This window comes from Nocardioides sp. YIM B13467 (assembly GCF_042788075.1).
Lineage (GTDB): Bacteria > Actinomycetota > Actinomycetes > Propionibacteriales > Nocardioidaceae > Nocardioides.
Genome location: NZ_JBHZPJ010000046.1, coordinates 2,611,618 through 2,630,193, shown reverse-complemented (window position 1 = coordinate 2,630,193; position 18,576 = coordinate 2,611,618). Strand labels below are relative to the sequence as shown.

Sequence of the window (18,576 nt, the reverse complement as noted above, 5' to 3'; positions counted from 1 at the left end):
GGCGGGTCAGGAGGTCAGCAATGCGTTGCTTCGTCGTCGTCAAGGAGCGCAGCGATGCCGAGAGATGGGACTGGGTCCTGGCCGGTCCAGGGCTGCGCGCGGCGGGATCGCTGGGCGCCCGCGGCACCGAGGACGCGATCATCGCGGCGGTCGGAGCGGCGTACGACTCGCTGGAGTCGCTCGCGCCTGTGCAGGTCGTGGTCGCGCTGCCGTCCAACTCGCGGTTCTGGATACTGACCGACGAGATCGCGGACGCCTATCCCGGGGTCACCGTGGTGCCGTTCGCCGACGAGGACGCGGACATCCGCGCGGAGGCGGTGGAGGCGCTGGCGATCCATCGGGCCGGCCCGATGCCGCCGCTGGTGGTGGCGACCGACGGTTCGGCCCACCGCGGGTTCATCGGCTGGGGATGGCTCGCCGGCGACGGCCAGCACGGCTTCGGCCGGCAGGTGCCCAACGCCCGGATCCGCGACCCGCAGTCGCTGGTGGTCCTGGCCGAGCTGCAGGCGATCGCCGAGGCGGTGCGGGCGCTGCCCCGCCGCACGCTGACCATCCGGACCGACTCCCGGGTCGCGCTCGCGATGATCGAGGACTGGCTCCGGGGCGAGCTGTCGATGCCGAAGGGCTATGAGAGCGAGCACCGCGCCGAGCTCGCCGGCCTGACCCGGATGCACGACGACCTGTGTCGCGAGTCCGACCGGCTCTCGTTCGAGTGGGTGCGCGGCCACGTCGGCGAGGCGCTCAACGAGGGTGCCGACTCGCTCGCGAAGCTCGCCCGGCGCTTCGCCGAGGGGACCTGGGGACTGACCGCCGACGAGGTGCCCGGGAGGGCACGCGCGATCGCGGAGACGTTCGCTGCGCCCGTGGCGTCCGGCTCCGCCACCGCCGGATAGATTGCTTCGGGCTTCGCTCCAGCCAGGTAAGTTCGGCCCTCGTGAACCCTCCGACCGTCACCGTCGCCCCCGACGAGCCCGCGCAGCTCCGCTCGCGGCTCGATGCGCTGGGCCTGGACGGCATCTTCGACGTACACACGCACTTCCTGCCCGCGCGGATGCTCGACAAGGTGTGGGCCTACTTCGATGCGGTCGGGCCGCTGACCGGGCAGCCGTGGCCGATCGCCTATCGGCACTCCGAGGAGGAGCGGCTCCAGGTGCTGCGGGATCTCGGCGTACGTCACTTCTCGGCGCTCACCTATCCGCACAAGCCGGGGATGGCGGCGTGGCTCAACCAGTGGGGTGCGGAGTTCGCGGCGGACAAGCCGGACTGTCTGCAGTCGGCGACGTTCTACCCGGAGCCGGGCGCGGGGGATTATGTGCATGAGGCCGTCGAGGCAGGGGCGCGGATCTTCAAGGCGCACGTCCAGGTCGGCGACTACGACCCCAACTCGCCGCTCCTCGACCCGGTCTGGGAGGTGCTCTCGCAGTCGCGTACGCCGCTGGTGATCCACTCCGGGCACGGGCCGGCTCCGGGGCGGTTCACCGGGCCGGGTGGCATGGAGTCGCTGCTCGGACGCTATCCGGATCTGGTGCTGATCGTCGCTCACATGGGGCTGCCGGACTACTCGCGGTTCCTCGATCTGGTGGAGAAGTACGACAGCGTGCACCTGGACACCACCATGGCCTTCACCGCCTTCACCGAGGCGTCGACGCCCTTCCCGGCCGAGGAGCTGCCGCGGCTGAAGGCGCTGGGTGAGCGGGTGCTGTTCGGGAGCGACTTCCCGAACATCCCCTATCCCTATCTCGAGGCGGTCGACGGGGTCTTGGGCCTCGGGTTCGGTGACGAGTGGACGCGCGGGGTGCTCTACGAGAACGCCGCGCGGCTCTTCGGGCTGCCGCTGGCCGGCTAGGCCACGGCGGTCTCGTCGTAGCTGTCGGTCAGGATCTGGACGATGTCGGGGACGCCGAGAGCGAGCCGGTTGAACCGGGGTGACTCGGCGGCGACTTCCAGATGCTTGGCGAGCTCGAGCTCGTCACGGGCCCACGGGATCAGCCCGGCACGGTCCAGGTTGGCCGAGTTGGCGGCGCCGTGGCCGGAGATCGAGCGGTAGGTGATCACCGGCGTGCCCGAGGCCAGAGCCTCGAGCGAGGTGAAGCCGCCGGCGTTCTGGACGACGCAGTCGCTGGTCGCCATCAGGGCGCGTACGTCGGTGCGCCAGCCGAGCGCCACGACACCGGGGATCCGCTCCAGGCGGCGCTTGAGGCAGGGGTCGGTCGCGCAGAGGACCACCGGGGTCATGTCGCTGTGCTCGAGGATGTCGCGGGCGGTCTGCTCGAGCGCACCTGCACCCAGCGAGCCGCCGGTGACCAGCGCCCGCGGACCTTCCAGGTCGAGGTCCGCGAGTGGATCGGGGAAGACCTGCCCCGGGACGTACGCCGCCCCCGGCGGGACCAGCGGCTGGACCACGGCCGCGTTGCCGCCGAGCATGCGCGCCTCGCGTGCGGCGACCTCGTGGATGGCGAGGTTGAGGTCCATGCCGGGGTTGATCCACAGCGCCGGGACCGCGGCGTCGGTGAGATAGGTGACCGCAGGCACGGTGAGCTGTCCGCTGGTGCGCAGGTGGCCGATGACCTGGGAGCAGAACGGGTGGGTGGAGATGACCAGATCGGCGCCGCGCATGGCCTCGGTGATGTTGCGCGTGGAGAGACGCAGGAACTGGTTGAACGGCTTGTGGAGCGGGCGCCCCGGCATGACCAGACTCATCGTGGTGCCCCACGAGTCGGGGCTGACCTGGAGCTGCATCTTGTAGCCGACCTTCAGCCCGTGCCCGAGCCGCCAGGGCATCAGGTCGACGAAGTCGAAGATCTCGACGTCGCATCCGGCCTCCCCGAGTGCTCGTGAGATCTCCCGGGACGCCGAGTTGTGGCCGGCGCCGTAGCTCGCGGAGATGATCGCCACGCGGGGAGCCGTGCCGGGCCGGATGTGAAGGAGGGGCCCGAGCCGCTCCGAGTCGATTGACATGCGCCGGATTCTGTACGCACGGTGTGACGTTGTGGTGAACGGGGGCACCCCGGCGCGTCACTCTTCACCATCGGTTCGTCTCCGTGAACCTGCGGGCGTTCTATGGTTCATCCTGTGATCACGCCCCGGGCACTGCGCACTCGAGCGCGGTCGGCGGTTGCCGAGCTGGGCGGTGGCCCCTCGGCGGTGGCGGCGGTGATGCGCAGCGTCGTGGCGGGGTTCGCGCGGGCACGGGGGATGGTGCTCACCGATGCCGCCCTGGACGCGGCTGGGCTGCTGTCGTACGCGGACGGTCCGAAGCCGGATCATCTGCTGTCGAACTATCTGTTCCTGGATGGGGCCGCGGTCGACGATCTGGTTCTGGAGGAGATCGGTTACGTCTACGAGGCGCTCCTCGAGGTCTCCTCGCGACGCGACAACGGCGCCCACTACACCCCGCCCGAGCTCGCCGACGAGGTAGTCGCCCACGCCCTGGCACCGGTCGCCTCCGCCGACGCGGCCGTGGTCGACATCGCCGCCGGAACCGGCGTCTTCCTCCTCGCCTCCGCCCGTTATCTGGCGTCCTCGTGCGAGCGGCCCGTGGCCGAGATCGTCACTCGCTGCCTCTACGGTGCCGACATCGACCCGTTCGCGGTCGACCTCGCCAAGCTCTCCCTCTGGTTGCTCTGCGAGGACCCCTCGCTCCCACTGACCTTCCTCGACGACCGGATCCTGTGCGGCAACTCGCTGGTCGGGCTCGTCGACGCGGACGAGCTTCCTGCCGGCGTAGATGACCCCAAGGCGTACGCCGATGCCATGGTCGCGGTCGCGCTGCCGCTGGGCGGTCGGCCGGGGAGACGGCTCGAGGAGGCGTACGCGGCGCTGGCCCGAGGCCGGCGCCTGCCCGTTCCCGCCGTCAGGCCGATCCACTGGGCGCTGGCCGCGCCCGAGGTGATGGCGCGCGGCGGCTTCGACGCGGTGGTCGGCAACCCGCCCTACCTCGGGGTGAAGCGGGTGCGGGACGCGATCGGCCAGGAGCTGCGCGACTACCTCGCGCACACGCTCGCCGCGGGCACGACGAGGCGGGCCGACTACGTCATCTACTTCCTGCTCCGGGCCGCTGCCCTCAGCCGTGGCGAGATCGGGCTGATCACGACCGACTCCATCAGCGAGGGCGACACCGCGCGCTTCGGCCTCGGTGCGCTGTTGGATCGCGGCTGGCAGGTCGCCCGGGCGGAGCGTTCGGCCCCGTGGCCGACGGCGGGTGTGCGGTTCGCGAAGATCTGGCTCACCACCAGGCCGCTCGACGGCGCGTGGCTCGACGGGCGCTCGGTCCCGGCGATCACCGGGACGCTCGAGGACGGCTTCTCGCTTCCGGAGCCGGCACGGCTGGATCTCGACGTACCACTACCGCACGGCTATCAGGGCACGATCGTGCTCGGCCGCACGCTCGTCCTGACGCCGGCCGAGGCGGAGGCTCTCGGACGCGGTCCGCTCGGGCACACCGTGCGCCCCTATCTGAGTGGTGAGGACCTGGTGACGCCCTGCGGCTCGACCGCCTCCCGCTTCGTGCTCGACGTCGGCAAGCTGGGCCTCGAGGAGCTCGCCGAGGACCGCCCGCTCGCGCGTCTGGTGCGGTCGAAGGTGCGTGCCGAGCGCCGCCGCCAGTTCGTGAAGTACCCCCAGCTCAAGGAGCGCTGGTGGGGCTTCCTCAGCCCTGTCGACGAGCTCTACCGCGACGCCGCCGGGCTCTCGCACGTCATCGCGTTCAGCAAGCACAGCAAACACCTGTGGCCAGTGCTGGTCGGTGCCGACCACGTCTTCTCCAACGGACTGGTCGTCTACCCGACACAGGACGCGGCTGCGTACGCCTTCCTGGCCTCGGACCTCCACCGGGTCTGGGCGGTACGCGCCGGCGGCACCATGCTCAACACCGCCTACCGCTACAACCCCTCGCGCCTGCGTGCCACCTACCCGTTCCCCGCGGACCTCGGGCCGCTCCGCCCGGCCGGCGTCGCGCTCCTGGCCGCCCTGGAACGGGTCGGCGACGAGCGCCGGATCGGCATCACCGGCGTACTCAACCTCGCCGGCGACCCCGACACCCACGACCCCGCGACCACCGACCTCCGCCAAGCCATCGCCGACGTCAACCACGCGACCGCCCGCCTCCACGGCATCGACGAGTCCCTGGCCACCCCCGACCTCACCCCCTCCGGCTTCGGCCTCACCCCGACCCGCCAGCGAGCCCTCATGGCCGCCCTCGTCGACCAGAACCTCGCCCTCGCCGAGAAGGCACAAGCGTCGGCCGAGACGTCAGGTACGTCGGCCGAGACGGCACCACGGTGACGCCTCGGCCAGCGTGAGTGACGCCTCGGCCGACGGGGGTGACGCCTCGGCTAGACCGGGGTGGCGGGGCCACCCTCCCCAGGAGCGGTGAAGTCGACGGTGCGCTTGGCGTTGGCCAAGGCGGTGACGGTGGCAGTGCCGATGGTGCCTTCGCGGTCGAAGACCTCGGCGGTGCCGACGGAGATGCCCTCGTGGGCGACGTGATCGATGGTGGCGAGGCCGACCTCCATCCCTGCCGGCCGCCGGGCGAGGGCGAGCGAGATGTCGGTGTTGATCCACTCGACGCCGTTGCTGCCCCAGTTGGTGACCATCGAGGTGGCGTCGGCGATGGAGGCCACGGTCTGGAACGGGGTCATCGGCTCGCCGGCGACGGTCGGTACGGCGACCTGCCAGGTGACGTGGCGCCCGGCGTTCTGGTGCTTGCCGAAGTCGTCGGACCAGGGGTTCTCGGAGACGAAGAACGGTACGTGCGGCTCGGAGGTCGGCGGCGCGACCTCGAGCGGCGGGGGAGTGGCGCGCTCGGTCGCCGACCAGACCTCGCCGGCCGGGTTCTCGCCGGCGAGCAGATAGGTGCAGGTCGCGCGGGCGACGACCCGCTCCTCGCCGTCGCCGGAGGACTGGACCATCTCGGCGTCGAGCAGCGCGATGCGCGGGCCGTTGCGTACGACCCTCGTGCGGATCCGAGTCGGCACCATCCGCGGCGGTCGGAACAGGTCCACGTGATAGCGGGAGGGCACCAGTTCCGAGGCACGTCCGAGCTCCTCGATCTGGTCCTCGAGGCCGCGGGCGATCAGGCCGCTGGCGGCCACTCCGTGCATGTGGTCCTCGGCCCACATGCTGCGAGCCATCGGCGTAGGCTCGAAACCATCATCGGTGCGCCGGAAGAATGCGAGATCCATGCGGACATTCTAGAACGTGTCCTAACTTCGGATTCAGTTGCGAAAACCGGTAAAGAGTAACGGTTCCGTCATCAAAAGCACTCCAAAACCACGTACCATCGCACCAAAAGCAGCCCCGATCGAAGAGGATGACGATGAGCACCACGCCTCCCTACCAGGTGACCGACCCCGCAACCGGCGAGGTGATCGAGACCTTCCCGTTCGCCACCGACGCCGAGGTGGAGGAGGCGCTGGAGCGGTCCAAGAAGGCGTACGAAGCCTGGCGCTCGACCCCGATCGAGGAGCGTTCCGCGATCGTGAAGCGTGCCGCGGACCCCTTCACCGAGCGAGCCGCGGAGCTCGGGAAGATCATCCGCACCGAGATGGGCAAGAAGGCCTCCTCCGGCGCCGGCGAGGCCGAGTTCTCCGGCGAGATCACCGCCTACTACGCCGACCACGGCCCCGAGCTGCTCGCGGAGACCGACCTGCCCGGCCACGAGGGCAAGGCGGTCATCCAGCGCCTCCCGCTCGGCCCGGTGCTCGGTGTCATGCCGTGGAACTACCCCTACTACCAGGTCGCCCGCTTCGCCGCGCCCAACCTGGTCGCCGGCAACACGGTCATCCTCAAGCACGCCGAGAACTGCCCGCGCTCCTCGGCCGCGATCGCGCAGATCTTCGCCGATGCCGGCCTTCCCGAGGGCGTCTACCAGAACCTCTACGCCACCCACGAGCAGATCGCCACGATGATCGCCGACCCGCGGGTCCGCGCGGTCTCCCTGACCGGCTCCGAGCGCGCCGGCACGGCCGTCGCCGAGGCCGCCGGCCGCCACCTGAAGAAGGTCGTCCTCGAGCTCGGCGGCTCCGACCCCTACATCATCCTCGACTCCGAGGACATCGACGAGGCTGCCGAGACTGCCTGGGCAACCCGGATGGAGAACGTCGGCCAGGTCTGCAACGGCAACAAGCGGATGATCGTGAACGAGGGCGTCTACGACGACTTCGTCGCGGCCCTCACCAAGCGCGCCACCGCGATGAAGCCGCTCGAGGGCGAGGACGGCGACGACACCGTCTACTCCCCGCTGGTGGCCCGCAAGGCCGCCGAGGCACTGCGCGACCAGATCGAGGACGCGGTCTCCAAGGGCGCCACGCTCCACGCCGGCGGCGAGATCTCCGACGGCCCCGACGCCTTCTTCGCCCCCGCCGTCCTCACCGGTGTCACCCCGGAGATGCGCGCCTACACCGAGGAACTCTTCGGCCCGGTCGCCGTCGTCTACAAGGTGAGCACCGACGAGGAGGCCGTCGAGCTGGCCAACGCGGTGGAGTACGGCCTCGGCGGTGCCGTCTTCTCGACCGACGAGGCGCGCGCGATCGCCGTCGCCCAGCAGCTCGAGGTCGGCATGGCCAACGTCAACACGCCGGCCGGCGAGGGCGCCGACGTCCCCTTCGGCGGCACCAAGCGCTCCGGTTTCGGCCGCGAGCTCGGCCCGCTCGGGATCGACGAGTTCCTCAACAAGCGTCTGTTCTACGTCGAGCGCTGAGCAGACCCGAGCAGTCGCGCCGGATTCTGAGAGAATCCTGGGCGTGGCTGAGAAGGTGACCTTCAAGAGTACGTCCGGACCCATGCTGGCCGGTCTCATCGACCTGCCCGAGGGTGAGGTGCGTGGCTGGGGCGTGTTCAGTCACGGCTTCACCCTCGGGAAGGACTCTCCGGCGGCCGCACGGATCTGCAAGCAGCTCGCCGCCGAGGGCATCGGCATGCTGCGCTTCGACAACCTCGGGCTCGGCGACTCCGAGGGCGACTGGGGCGACGGCTCCTTCACCCACAAGGTCGCCGACACCGTCGAGGCCGCCCGTTTCATGGCCGAGCGCGGCACCCCGGCCGAGCTCCTCGTCGGCCACTCCTTCGGTGGTGCCGCCGTCCTGGCCGCGGCCAACGAGGCTGTCGGTGTCGACGCCGTGGCCACCGTCGGTGCCCCGTTCCAGCCGGCGCACGTCGAGCACAACTACGACGCGGTGCTCTCCCGCGTGCTCGAGGACGGCCAGGCGCCGTGGATGGCCGGCGGCAAGTCGCTGACTCTGCGCAAGCACTTCGTCCATGACGTACGCCGCGCCGACCTGCGCCACAAGATCATGCAGCTCAAGAAGCCGCTCCTGGTCATGCACAGCCCGACCGACACCACGGTCGGCATCGAGAACGCCTCCGACATCTTCAACACCGCCCGCCACCCGCGGTCCTTCGTGGCGCTGGAGGGCTCCGACCACCTCCTCACGAAGCGGGGCCAGGCCCAGCGCGCCGCCCGGATCATCTCGGCCTGGGCGGATCAGTACCTGATCGACTGAGTCGCAGGGCCGTCGCCGCGTCGGACTCGGATAGGTTCGGGACATCAGACGGTGGCACGGTCGCCGAGCGACGCGGAGGGCAGATGATCAAGAAGCCGAAGTTCCCGGTCAAGGAGCTGATCAAGGCAGGGTCTGCGGCACCGCAGGTTCTGGTCGGCCACCTGGTCGCGACCCAGGGTCCGGAGATCGCCAGGAAGGTGGCCGCGGACCGGGCCGAGCCCGGCTTCGACACCGAGGCGTACGTCGACGAGCTGGTCAGGACGCACCGCTGGTTCGCTCGCCTTCAGGGTGCCGGCGGCGGCGCGATGATCGCGTTCGCCGAGGTACCGGCGGTCATCGGCGGACCGGCTGCGGTCGCGGCCGCGGCCGGGACCGCGATCCTCGGGGACCTGATCGCGCTGGCGTGGATCGAGCAGCGCCTGGTGATGCACATCGCCGCCGCGTACGGGCACGACCTGGAGGATCCGGCCCGGATCGACGAGTTCCTCAAGCTGGCCGGCGTGAACCTGCTCTTCGACGGCGGCGGCAGCGTGGCGGGCGCCGCGGGAAGCCGCTTCGGCGTCCGGGCCGTCTCCCGCTGGGCGGCGAACAAGACCGTCGAGGCCACCAGGTCGATGGCGCACCTCGTCGGTGTCCGGGTCGCCCGGCGTGTCGCCCTGCGCGGCATCCCGGTGCTCAACATCCCGCTCGGTGTGGTGCTCTCGGATGTCGCCACCAACCGTCTCGGAAGGCGCGCACGCGAGTTCTACGGGGCTCATCCGACGCCTGCCTGAGCCCCGTGTTTGATCAATTGACAGAAAACGCCGAACGAGACTTCCGCTAACCGGTGTGGGTGGGGTTACACTCGCTGCAAGCGCCCGGCTCGTGGACGTTCGTCGTGGGGACCGAACGAGTCACTGGCCCGGTCGATGAGGCGCCGATCGCGCGTATCCGCTGTTTGGACGCGGTCGTCAGTCGTCTGCCATCGATCTGCGTGAGCCCTGGGAGGGCGACCGGCCGATGAGGGTCGGCATTTGGACATGCCACTCACCCGTGCGTGGCCCCAAGGAGGATTCAGTTGGCTCAGGGAGCCGCTACCCGGCGCAACAACCGGTCCGGCCGTTCACGTAGCAACGGCAATGCCGGCAAGTCCGGGCAGAACGGTCGCCGCAAGGGCGTCCACAAGGACAACGAGGGCATCATTCCGGTGCTCGCGCAGGTGGTCCGCGAGGTGGAGTCGGCCGTTCAGCGCCGCTCGGCCATGCCCGACGTACGGACCAAGTTCCAGGTCGTCGCGCTCCTCGCGCGAGACGAGCGCCACCGCGTGCTCGAGGACGAGACCCTCAACGAGGGCCGCCGCGCCGAGCAGCTCAAGCGTCTGGACGGGATCGCCACGATCCTCGCCAAGACCGCGACCATGGACTCGCGCCTGTTCGAGCTGCTCGCCGAGGACGCCGAGATCTCCGAGGCCGCCGTCGACCTCAAGCACGAGCTGATGGCCCGTGGTGGCGTCGACGTGCCGGAGGACGAGGAGGAGGACGAGGACGAGACGCCTGCCGTCGTGGTCCCCGACAAGCGCGTGGTGCCGACCAGCGTCATCCAGCGCCAGCTCTCCAACCCGTTCCTGGTGCCCGACTTCACCAACGCCCGCCCGCCGGTGCACGCCCGCCGCCTGTCCGGCTGGGAGCTCCTCGGGCCGCTGTTCCGAAGCTTCGAGTACGCCGACTCTGGCCCCTCCTGCATGCCGCTGCCCGAGCCGCCCGCCTACGGCCCCGGCCACATCGACGCGCCCGGCACCCGCGAGCTCATGCACCACCAGGCGCAGCTGGTCGCCTCGGCCGCCGACGGCCACCGCTCCTACCTGCTGGCCGACGAGCCCGGCCTCGGCAAGACCGCGCAGGCCCTGCTGGCCGCCGAGGCGGCCAACGCCTACCCGCTGCTCGTGGTCGTGCCCAACGTCGTCAAGGCCAACTGGGCCCGCGAGGTCGACCTCTGGACGCCGTCCAAGAAGGCGACCGTCGTCCACGGCAACGGCGAGGACATCGACGGCTTCGCCGACATCATCGTGGTCAACTACGAGATCCTCGACCGCCACGTCGGCTGGCTCGGCGAGTTCGGCTTCAAGGGCATGGTCGTCGACGAGGCCCACTTCATCAAGAACAAGTCCTCCCAGCGCTCCCAGCACGTGCTGGCGCTCTCGGAGAAGATCCGGCAGCGTACGGCCAACCCGCTGCTGATGGCGCTGACCGGCACCCCGCTGATCAACGACATCGAGGACTTCCGGGCGATCTGGCAGTTCCTCGGCTGGATCGATGACGTCAAGCCGCTCAACGGCCTGCTCGAAGGGCTCGAGGAGACCGGACTGACCCCGCAGGACAACAGCTTCTACGGCGCGGCCCGCCGCGTCGTCGTCAACCAGGGCATCGTGCGCCGCCGCAAGATCGACGTCGCCAGCGACATCCCGGCGCGCCGCGTGGCCGACCTGCCGGTCGAGCTCGACGACGCCGAGGGCCGCTCGATCCGGGCCGCCGAGGCTGAGCTGGCCAAGCGGATGATGCAGCGTTACGACACCGCGATCGAGACCCGGGTGACCGGCGCCAAGCCGGCCCCCGGCGAGCTCGACCTCGAGCTGATCCGCCGCGTCGCCACCTGGGAGCGCGAGGACCAGGACGCCTCCACCGGCGAGAACGTCTTCGGGATGATGCGCCGCATCGGTCGTGCGAAGGCCTCGCTGGCCGCCGACTACGCCGCCCAGCTGGCGCGCAACGTAGGCAAGGTCGTCTTCTTCGCCAAGCACATCGAGGTCATGGACACCGCGCAGAAGCTCTTCGAGGAGCGCGGCATCCGCTACTCCATGATCCGCGGCGACCAGACCTCGAAGGCGCGCGAGAAGGCCATCGACGAGTTCATGAACGACCCCGAGGTCAAGGTCATCGTCTGCTCGCTCAGCGCCGCGGGTGTCGGCGTCAACCTGCAGGCCGCCTCCAACCTGATCCTGGCCGAGCTCTCCTGGACCGACGCCGAGCAGACCCAGGCGATCGACCGCGTCCACCGCATCGGCCAGACCGAGCCGGTCACCGCCTGGCGCATCATCGCCTCGCAGACCATCGACACCCGGATCGCCGAGCTGATCGACTCCAAGGCCGGCCTCGCGGCCCGTGCCCTGGACGGCTCCGACGAAGAGGTCACCGACTCCGCCGACGTGCAGCTCGAGGCCCTGGTCTCGCTGCTCACCGACGCTCTGCGCAAGCGCGAGTCCGGCCGCCGCGGCCGGCGCGCCGCCTGACGCCGACCCGGGACTGATCCGGGCCCCATCTCAGGGAGAATCCTGAGGTGGGGCCTGGGTGGTCCGGCGTACGCTGGACCACATGTTCTGGATTATCTTGCTGGTCATCGCAGCGGCTGTCGGTGGATACGTGTTCCGGGTTCCGATCGTCGCCAAGCTGACCGGGCAGCCACGCAGCCGCATCGAGCGGCACATCGGGTCGAAGACCAAGCGTCTGCCCTGATCCCACGAGGAAACCGCACGGGGAATCCTCAGTGGCGCACGTGCGTTGAGACGTACGTGCCTGCCGATCCGGCGAGCACCCACCCCATACCGGAAGCGAGAGCCCCATGCCCACCGTCGAGCTCGGCGCAGAGAACTTCGAGAGCACCGTCACCGACAACGAGATCGTCCTCGTCGACTTCTGGGCGTCCTGGTGCGGCCCGTGCCGCCAGTTCGGCCCGATCTACGACGCCGCCTCCCAGGAGCACCCCGAGATCGTCTTCGGGAAGGTCGACACCGAGGCCGAGCAGGCGCTCGCCGGTGCCGCCAACATCACCTCGATCCCGACGCTGATGGCCTTCAAGAAGGGCAACCTCGTCTTCTCGCAGCCCGGTGCGCTCCCCGCGCCCGCGCTCAAGCAGGTCATCGATGCCGTCGTCGAGCTCGACATCGACAAGGCCCTGGCCGAGCAGTCCTCGAAGGAGTCCGGCGAGTAAGACTCGTCGGTGCTCGGGGACTCGGATCAGGTTTGATAGCGCTGTGACCGAAGACGCCCACGACGAGCTCCTGCGCCTGCGCGGCAGCATCGACAACCTCGACGCCGCCCTTGTCCACCTTCTCGCCGAGCGCTTCAAGTGCACCGAGCAGGTCGGCCGGCTGAAGGCGCGCGCGGGCTTCCCGCCGGCCGATCCGAGCCGCGAGGCGGTCCAGATCGAGCGACTCCGCCGGCTCTCCGACGACGCCGGTCTCGACCCCGAGTTCGCCGAGAAGATCCTCAACGTGATCATCGCCGAGGTGATCCGCAACCACCGCCAGTTCGTCGAGGACTGAGCGAGCCTCAGCCGAGCACCCGGTCCAGCCAGGCGTTCCAGAACCGGCGGTCCGGGTCGAAGCGGCGTACGAGGTCCCGGAAGTCGTCCCAGCGCGGGAACTCGGCGCCGGGGTCCTTGGTGGCGAAGAGCTTGCCCCAGTGCGGCCGGGTGCCGGCCGGAAGCCGCTGCTCCAGGTCGGGCAGGAGCTCGCGTACGCCGACGGGGTCGGCCTTCCAGGTGAAGTGCAGCGCCAGCGTGTCGGTGCCGTAGGCGGGGGAGAGCCACAGCTCGTCGGCGGCGACTGCGCGGATCTCGCTCACCTGCAGGAGCGGCCGGACCCGGTCGGCGAGTGACCGTACGGCATCGACCGCCTCCTGTGCGCGATCGAGCGGCATCAGGTACTCGCTCTGCAGCTCCGCGCCGACGCTCGGCTGGAAGTCGAGCCGGAAGTGGGGCAGCCGCTCGTGCCACGGTCCGGGCACGCCGAGCTGCTCGGTGCACGGAGCCGGGTCGAGGCCGGGGACGACGTGCCGCGGCTCGGTCGCGAGCACCGTCCCGGGGAGCTCCGGCGTCGTCGAGCGCGACTTCACCCAGACCCGGGCGGCCGACCCGCCGGGCTCGTCGGCCCAACGCGTGAAGATCGACACCGAGTAGGCGGCGCCGAGGATATCGGCGAGGTGTTCTCGCAGGTCAGCGTAGGTGAGACCCTCGTGGACCGTCTGTGCGACCTGGTAGGTCGGCGAGGTCAGCAGCTCGAGATGGGTCACGATCCCCAGGGCGCCGATGCCGACCACGGCCCCGGCGAAGTCGGGCGAGCCGGCCTCCAGCCGAACCAGGTCGCCGCGGCCGTCGACGATCTCCAGCGCGGTCACGGAGGTGGCCAGCGAGCCGTTGCCGACCCCGGAGCCATGGGTGCCGGTCGCGACCGCGCCGGCGACCGAGATGTGGGGGAGCGAGGCCAGGTTGGGCAGCGCCCGGCCATGCTCCTGCAGCCAGGCGGCGAGCTCGCCGTAGCGCATCCCGCCGGGCACCCGGACCACGTCCCCCGCCAGGCTCGGCGGGTTCTCCAGGTCTAGCGAGACCAGCACTCCCGGCGTGTCCGCGAGATCGGTGAAGGAGTGCCGAGACCCCAACGCGCGCAGCCGCGGCTCGTGCAGCACGAGGTCGCGTACGTCATCCACGGAACGTGGGCGCACCAGCTCGCGCGCGGTGTAGTCGTAGCTGCGGGCCCACGTCGATCCGGGAGCTTCGCGGGCAGAGGTCTCGGTGGGCATGGACCGGATCGTAGCCGGGATTCAGCTCCGGCGCCCGTCTTCGGAAAACGTTATCGACAACGATTGACAAAGTTGTGGGCCTCTCGACATCCTGATCCCTGTCTGTGATGCCGATCACACTTAGTGCACCTGGAGGCACCGTGAAACTTCGTCACATCGTCGTGACCGTGACCGCGGCGGCGACCATCGCGGCCACCGCGTCATCCATGGCCCAGGCCGAGCCACGTGGCTTCCGGCCCCCGTCCGACTCGCTCCGCTCCTACGCTTCCCAGATCGGGCTGCACCTCGGTGTCGCCGCCAACCCCGAGGTGCTCGCGGACGAGGAGCTCGCCGGCATCGCCGCGGACGAGTTCTCCAGCATCACTCCCGAGAACGAGATGAAGTGGGAGTCCGTCGAGCCGACTCGGGGCACCTACGACTGGTCCGGCGCCGACGAGGTTGTCGAGTTCGCCCGCGCCCATGGCCAGAAGGTGCGCGGCCACACCCTGCTCTGGCACAACCAGAATCCCGCCTGGCTGACGGAGGGCGTCAACAACGGCACCATCAGCAACGACGAGCTCCGCGGAATCCTGAAGAAGCACATCACCGACGAGGTCGCCCACTTCCGCGGCAAGGTCTACCAGTGGGACGTCGCCAACGAGTTCTTCACCGACACCAACCCGTCGCGGCTCAACCCGGACAACTTCTGGGTCTCCCGGCTCGGACCCGAGGTGGTCGCCGACGCCTTCCGCTGGGCCCATCAGGCCGACCCGAAGGCGCGGCTGTTCTACAACGACTACAACATCGCCGGGGAGGACGGCCACAACGCCAAGGCGGACGCGGTCTACGCGTTCGTCAAGAGCCTGGTCGCCCAGGGCGTACCCATCCACGGTGTCGGCAATCAGGGCCACCTCGACACCCAGTACGGCTTCTCCGGCGAGCGCTTCCGCGCCGACCTGCAGCGCTATGCCGACCTCGGTCTCGAGGTGGCGGTCACCGAGGCCGACGTACGCGCCTTCGTCGACTCCGCCGAGACCCAGGTCCCGACGGACAACCTGGCGCTCTTCGCCCACCCCTATGAGTTCTCCCAGATGCTCCAGGCCTGCCTCGCCGTACGCGCCTGCACATCGTTCACGGTCTGGGGCATCGATGACACCCACTCCTGGGTACCTGGCTGGTTCGAAGGGGAGGGCTACGCGCTGCTCTGGGATGTGAATCGGCAGCCCAAGGAGGCGTACACGACCCTGAAGCAGGATCTCCGCCTTGCCCTGGGGGCCCCACGCCGGCGCTGAGCCACAGCGATCCGTGGCGGCACCCGGGTGGCGGTGGTCTACTGGAGACCGAGCACACGGATCGATCTGAGCGAGGGTAGATGAGCGAGAACGCAGCAGAGGCAGACCTCGAGGAGCAGGCGACCGATGTCGTGAAGGAGACCGTCGACGACGAGGCGCCTCTGGACGCCGAGGAGACGGTGACCTCGACGCCGGACGACGTCAACGAGGCCGACTACGCCGAGCAGAAGCTCGACGCGGTCGGCCCCGACGACGACTACGACTACTAGGAGTTCTGCGGGAAACCCAGGTTGATCCCGCCGTGCGACGGGTCCAGCCAGCGGGTGGTGACCGCCTTCTCCCGGGTGAAGAAGTCCAGCCCCGCGGGGCCGTACGCCTTCGCGTTCCCGAACAGGGAGGCCTTCCAGCCGCCGAAGGAGTGGTAGGCGACGGGCACCGGGATCGGCACGTTCACGCCGACCATCCCGACCTGCACCTCACGCTGGAACCGGCGGGCGGCGCCGCCGTCGTTGGTGAAGATCGCGGTGCCGTTGCCGAACTGGCCGGAGTTGATCAGCTCGAGGCCCTCCTCGTAGCCGGAGACGCGGATGACCGAGAGCACCGGGCCGAAGATCTCCTCGGTGTAGACGGTCGACGTGGTCGGCACCCGGTCCACCAGTGTGGGCCCGACCCAGAACCCGTTGGGGTCGCCGTCCACCTCGATCCCTCGCCCGTCGACGACGACCTCGGCACCGTCGGCCGCGGCCACGTCGACGTAGCTCGCCACCTTGTCCCGGTGGGCGCCGGTGATCAGCGGCCCCATGTCGGTGTCCCGGGTGCCGTCGCCGGTCTTGAGCGTGGCCATCCGCGAGGTGATCTTCGAGATCAGGCTGTCGGCCACCGAGTCGACCGCGAGCACCACCGAGATCGCCATGCAGCGCTCGCCGGCTGACCCGAAGCCCGCGTTGACCGCCGAGTCGGCGACCAGGTCGAGGTCGGCGTCGGGCAGCACGAGCATGTGGTTCTTGGCGCCCCCGAGCGCCTGGACCCGCTTGCCGGCGGCGGTGCCGCGCTCGTAGACGTAGCGGGCGATCGGGGTGGAGCCGACGAAGGAGATCGAGGCGACGTCGGGGTTGTCGAGGAGCGCGTCGACCGCCTCCTTGTCGCCGTGCACGACGTTGTAGACCCCGTCGGGCAGCCCTGCCTCCGACCACAGCTCCGCGATCCAGCTGGACGCGGTCGGGTCCTTCTCCGAGGGCTTGACCACGACCGCGTTGCCGGCCGCGATCGCGATCGGGAAGAACCACATCGGCACCATGGCGGGGAAGTTGAACGGGCTGATGATGCCCACCACGCCGAGCGGCTGCTTGAGCGTGGTCACGTCCACGCCGGACGAGACCTGCTCGGAGACCGTGCCCTTGAGCAGGTGGGAGAGCCCGCAGGCGAACTCGACGACCTCGAGCCCGCGGGCGATCTCGCCGGCGGCGTCGGAGAGCACCTTGCCGTGCTCGGCGGTGAGGATCTCGGCGAGCTCGCCCTTGCGGGCGTTGAGCAGCTCGCGGAACTTGAAGAGCACGGCCGTACGCCGGGTGAGCGAGGTCTCGCTCCACTCTTCGAACGCCTTCTTGGCCGCGGAGACGGCGGTGTCGACGTCGGCGGCCGAGGCGAAGCGCACGCGTTTTTGGACGGTGCCGAGCGCGGGGTTGTAGACGTCGCCGAGACGGGTGCCGGTGCCGGGGTTGGTGGCCCCGCCGATCCAGTGGTCGAGGATGGGGAGATCGGTCATGTCATGCGTCCTTTAGAGAGCTGTTACAGCGAGCCGAGCACGTCGTCGTAGATCGAGATCGCCTCAGCGACCTCGTCGGGGGTGACGACGCACGGGGGCACCACGTGGATGCGGTTTTCCATGGTGAACGGGATCAGGTTGCGGGCGATGAGGTCGGACTTGATCCGGCCCATCGTCGCGGCCGGCAGCGGCTCCCGCGTCTCGCGGTCGGCGACGAGCTCGAGGGCCCAGAAGACCCCGGTGCCGCGTACCTCGCCGATCACGTCGTGCTTCTCGGCCAGCGAGGCGAGGCCGGGGGCGATGTGGTCGGTGCCGATGGTCGCGGCGTTGTCGACGATGCCCTCCTCGTTCATCGCCTCGATGGTCGCCACGATCGACGCCATCGCGAGCGGGTGCCCGGAGTAGGTGAGCCCGCCGGGGAAGACCTGGTCGTCGAAGGTCGCCGCGACCGGGTCGGAGATGATCACCCCGCCGGCAGGTACGTAGCCGGAGTTCACCCCCTTGGCGAAGGTGATCAGGTCGGGAACGACGTTGTAGGCATCCAGGGCCAGCCACTCGCCGGTGCGGCCGAAGCCGGCCATGACCTCGTCGAGGATGAGCATGATCCCGAACTCGTCGGCCAGCGCCCTGACCCCGGGGAGGTAGCCCGGCGGCGGGATCATGATCCCGGCGGTGCCGGGGATGGTCTCCAAGAGGATCGCCGCGATCGAGGCGGGTCCCTCGGACTCGATGACCCGGCGCAGGTGCTGGAGGGCGCGCTCGGCCTCCTGCTCCGGCGTGGTCGCCCAGAACTCCGAGCGGTAGAGGTAGGGGCCGAAGAAGTGGACGTGGCCGCGGGCGTACTCGTTCGGGATCCGTCGCCAGTCGCCCGTCGCGACGATCGCCGCCCCGGTGTTGCCGTGGTAGGAGCGGTAGGTCGAGAGCACCTTGTCGCGGCCGGTGTGGATGCGCGCCATCCGGATCGCGTTCTCGACCGCGTCGGCCCCGGCATTGGTGAAGAAGACCTTGTTGAAGCCGACCGGCGCGATGTCGGTGATCCGCTCGGCCGCCTCGCCGCGGGCCAGGTTGGCCGTCGTCGGCGCGATCGTGGTCAGCGTCTCGGCCTGCTTCTTGATCGCCTCCACCACTCGGGGGTGCTGGTGGCCGATGTTGGTGTTGACCAGCTGGGAGGAGAAGTCCAGATACGTACGTCCGGAGTGATCCCACACCCGCGAGCCCTTGCCGCCGGCGATGACCAGCGGTTTCAGCGACGCCTGGGCGGACCAGGAGTGGAAGACGTGCGCCCGGTCGAGATCGTAGGCGCGGGCATCGAGGACGGGGTCGGGGGTGACCCCCGCTGAGGTGGTTTCGGCGCTGGTCAAGGCTGTCCCCTGGGGTGCGTGGGCGGACATGGATCTGGATTCTCACTCTACGCCGGAAACGGCAACGTAGCCGCCGAACCGGAATACCGATTACGACGGTATATCAGGTCGACGGCTACGTTTTCG

General features: G+C 69.7%; 17 protein-coding genes. 12 read left to right on the top strand and 5 right to left on the bottom strand.

The window, feature by feature from the left end; translation table 11 throughout:
- Nucleotides 1–20: 20 nt before the first annotated feature.
- Both ACFX43_RS19690 and ACFX43_RS19685 read left to right on the top strand, forming a co-directional pair.
- Nucleotides 21–893, top strand: a complete 873-nt coding sequence (locus ACFX43_RS19690; RefSeq protein WP_378833011.1) for an RNase H family protein — start codon at nt 21–23, stop codon at nt 891–893.
- Between the two features lie 41 nt (nt 894–934).
- Complete coding sequence (locus tag ACFX43_RS19685) at nt 935–1,846, top strand: amidohydrolase family protein (RefSeq protein WP_378833007.1); 912 nt, start codon at nt 935–937, stop codon at nt 1,844–1,846.
- Here the strand turns inward: ACFX43_RS19685 and ACFX43_RS19680 are convergent.
- Entirely contained in the window at nt 1,843–2,958 is a 1,116-nt protein-coding gene (locus tag ACFX43_RS19680) for a galactosyldiacylglycerol synthase (RefSeq protein ID WP_378832999.1), read from the bottom strand. The two genes, ACFX43_RS19685 and ACFX43_RS19680, sit on opposite strands and share 4 nt — an antisense overlap.
- Before the next feature lie 114 nt (nt 2,959–3,072).
- On the opposite strand from ACFX43_RS19680, the gene ACFX43_RS19675 reads away from it, so the two are divergent.
- Entirely contained in the window at nt 3,073–5,283 is a 2,211-nt protein-coding gene (locus ACFX43_RS19675) for an Eco57I restriction-modification methylase domain-containing protein (RefSeq protein ID WP_378832995.1), read from the top strand.
- Between the two features lie 50 nt (nt 5,284–5,333).
- Here the strand turns inward: ACFX43_RS19675 and ACFX43_RS19670 are convergent, their stop codons facing one another.
- A complete protein-coding gene (locus ACFX43_RS19670; RefSeq protein ID WP_355019209.1) occupies nt 5,334–6,182 on the bottom strand; it encodes an acyl-CoA thioesterase domain-containing protein in 849 nt (282 codons plus the stop codon).
- 134 nt (nt 6,183–6,316) lie between these two features.
- Here ACFX43_RS19670 and ACFX43_RS19665 point away from each other — a divergent pair, with 134 nt between their 5' ends.
- The 7 genes from ACFX43_RS19665 (at nt 6,317) to ACFX43_RS19635 (ending at nt 12,798) form a co-directional block, all read left to right on the top strand.
- Nucleotides 6,317–7,699 (top strand): NAD-dependent succinate-semialdehyde dehydrogenase, encoded by a 1,383-nt coding sequence (locus ACFX43_RS19665; RefSeq protein ID WP_378832984.1) that lies wholly within the window; start codon nt 6,317–6,319, stop codon nt 7,697–7,699.
- A gap of 43 nt (nt 7,700–7,742) precedes the next feature.
- Nucleotides 7,743–8,501: an alpha/beta hydrolase family protein gene (locus ACFX43_RS19660; RefSeq protein ID WP_378832980.1), complete on the top strand. Its 759-nt coding sequence runs from the start codon at nt 7,743–7,745 to the stop codon at nt 8,499–8,501.
- A gap of 83 nt (nt 8,502–8,584) precedes the next feature.
- Nucleotides 8,585–9,274, top strand: coding sequence for a hypothetical protein (locus ACFX43_RS19655; protein ID WP_378832975.1), 690 nt, complete (start codon nt 8,585–8,587; stop codon nt 9,272–9,274).
- 284 nt (nt 9,275–9,558) lie between these two features.
- On the top strand, nt 9,559–11,766 hold the full coding sequence (locus ACFX43_RS19650) for a DEAD/DEAH box helicase (protein WP_378832973.1): 2,208 nt from the start codon (nt 9,559–9,561) through the stop codon (nt 11,764–11,766).
- 82 nt (nt 11,767–11,848) lie between these two features.
- On the top strand, nt 11,849–11,989 hold the full coding sequence (locus ACFX43_RS19645) for a hypothetical protein (protein ID WP_378832968.1): 141 nt from the start codon (nt 11,849–11,851) through the stop codon (nt 11,987–11,989).
- 106 nt (nt 11,990–12,095) lie between these two features.
- A complete protein-coding gene (trxA, locus tag ACFX43_RS19640; protein ID WP_160027609.1) occupies nt 12,096–12,464 on the top strand; it encodes a thioredoxin in 369 nt (122 codons plus the stop codon).
- A 43-nt stretch (nt 12,465–12,507) separates the two neighbouring features.
- Nucleotides 12,508–12,798: a chorismate mutase gene (locus tag ACFX43_RS19635; RefSeq protein ID WP_201451241.1), complete on the top strand. Its 291-nt coding sequence runs from the start codon at nt 12,508–12,510 to the stop codon at nt 12,796–12,798.
- A gap of 7 nt (nt 12,799–12,805) precedes the next feature.
- On the opposite strand, the gene ACFX43_RS19630 is transcribed toward ACFX43_RS19635, so the two are convergent.
- Complete coding sequence (locus ACFX43_RS19630) at nt 12,806–14,053, bottom strand: FAD-binding protein (protein WP_378832955.1); 1,248 nt, start codon at nt 14,051–14,053, stop codon at nt 12,806–12,808.
- A 140-nt stretch (nt 14,054–14,193) separates the two neighbouring features.
- On the opposite strand from ACFX43_RS19630, the gene ACFX43_RS19625 reads away from it, so the two are divergent.
- Nucleotides 14,194–15,324: an endo-1,4-beta-xylanase gene (locus tag ACFX43_RS19625; protein WP_378832945.1), complete on the top strand. Its 1,131-nt coding sequence runs from the start codon at nt 14,194–14,196 to the stop codon at nt 15,322–15,324.
- An 80-nt stretch (nt 15,325–15,404) separates the two neighbouring features.
- Nucleotides 15,405–15,593: a hypothetical protein gene (locus tag ACFX43_RS19620; protein WP_378832942.1), complete on the top strand. Its 189-nt coding sequence runs from the start codon at nt 15,405–15,407 to the stop codon at nt 15,591–15,593.
- Here the strand turns inward: ACFX43_RS19620 and ACFX43_RS19615 are convergent.
- Nucleotides 15,590–17,089: a CoA-acylating methylmalonate-semialdehyde dehydrogenase gene (locus tag ACFX43_RS19615; RefSeq protein WP_378832938.1), complete on the bottom strand. Its 1,500-nt coding sequence runs from the start codon at nt 17,087–17,089 to the stop codon at nt 15,590–15,592. The genes ACFX43_RS19620 and ACFX43_RS19615 overlap by 4 nt on opposite strands.
- A 23-nt stretch (nt 17,090–17,112) precedes the next feature.
- Nucleotides 17,113–18,450 carry an aspartate aminotransferase family protein gene (locus tag ACFX43_RS19610; RefSeq protein WP_378832934.1) on the bottom strand — a complete coding sequence of 446 codons (1,338 nt, stop codon included), beginning with the start codon at nt 18,448–18,450 and terminating at the stop codon, nt 17,113–17,115.
- Nucleotides 18,451–18,576: the final 126 nt, after the last annotated feature.

Bases quoted from the DNA above. Each gene is read 5' to 3' on its own strand.
- ACFX43_RS19690 (WP_378833011.1), top strand. From the start codon at position 21: ATGCGTTGCTTCGTCGTCGTCAAGGAGCGCAGCGATGCCGAGAGATGG.
- ACFX43_RS19680 (WP_378832999.1), bottom strand. From the start codon at position 2,958: ATGTCAATCGACTCGGAGCGGCTCGGGCCCCTCCTTCACATCCGGCCC.
- ACFX43_RS19670 (WP_355019209.1), bottom strand. From the start codon at position 6,182: ATGGATCTCGCATTCTTCCGGCGCACCGATGATGGTTTCGAGCCTACG.
- ACFX43_RS19665 (WP_378832984.1), top strand. From the start codon at position 6,317: ATGAGCACCACGCCTCCCTACCAGGTGACCGACCCCGCAACCGGCGAG.
- ACFX43_RS19655 (WP_378832975.1), top strand. From the start codon at position 8,585: ATGATCAAGAAGCCGAAGTTCCCGGTCAAGGAGCTGATCAAGGCAGGG.
- ACFX43_RS19645 (WP_378832968.1), top strand. From the start codon at position 11,849: ATGTTCTGGATTATCTTGCTGGTCATCGCAGCGGCTGTCGGTGGATAC.
- trxA (WP_160027609.1), top strand. From the start codon at position 12,096: ATGCCCACCGTCGAGCTCGGCGCAGAGAACTTCGAGAGCACCGTCACC.
- ACFX43_RS19630 (WP_378832955.1), bottom strand. From the start codon at position 14,053: ATGCCCACCGAGACCTCTGCCCGCGAAGCTCCCGGATCGACGTGGGCC.
- ACFX43_RS19620 (WP_378832942.1), top strand. From the start codon at position 15,405: ATGAGCGAGAACGCAGCAGAGGCAGACCTCGAGGAGCAGGCGACCGAT.
- ACFX43_RS19615 (WP_378832938.1), bottom strand. From the start codon at position 17,089: ATGACCGATCTCCCCATCCTCGACCACTGGATCGGCGGGGCCACCAAC.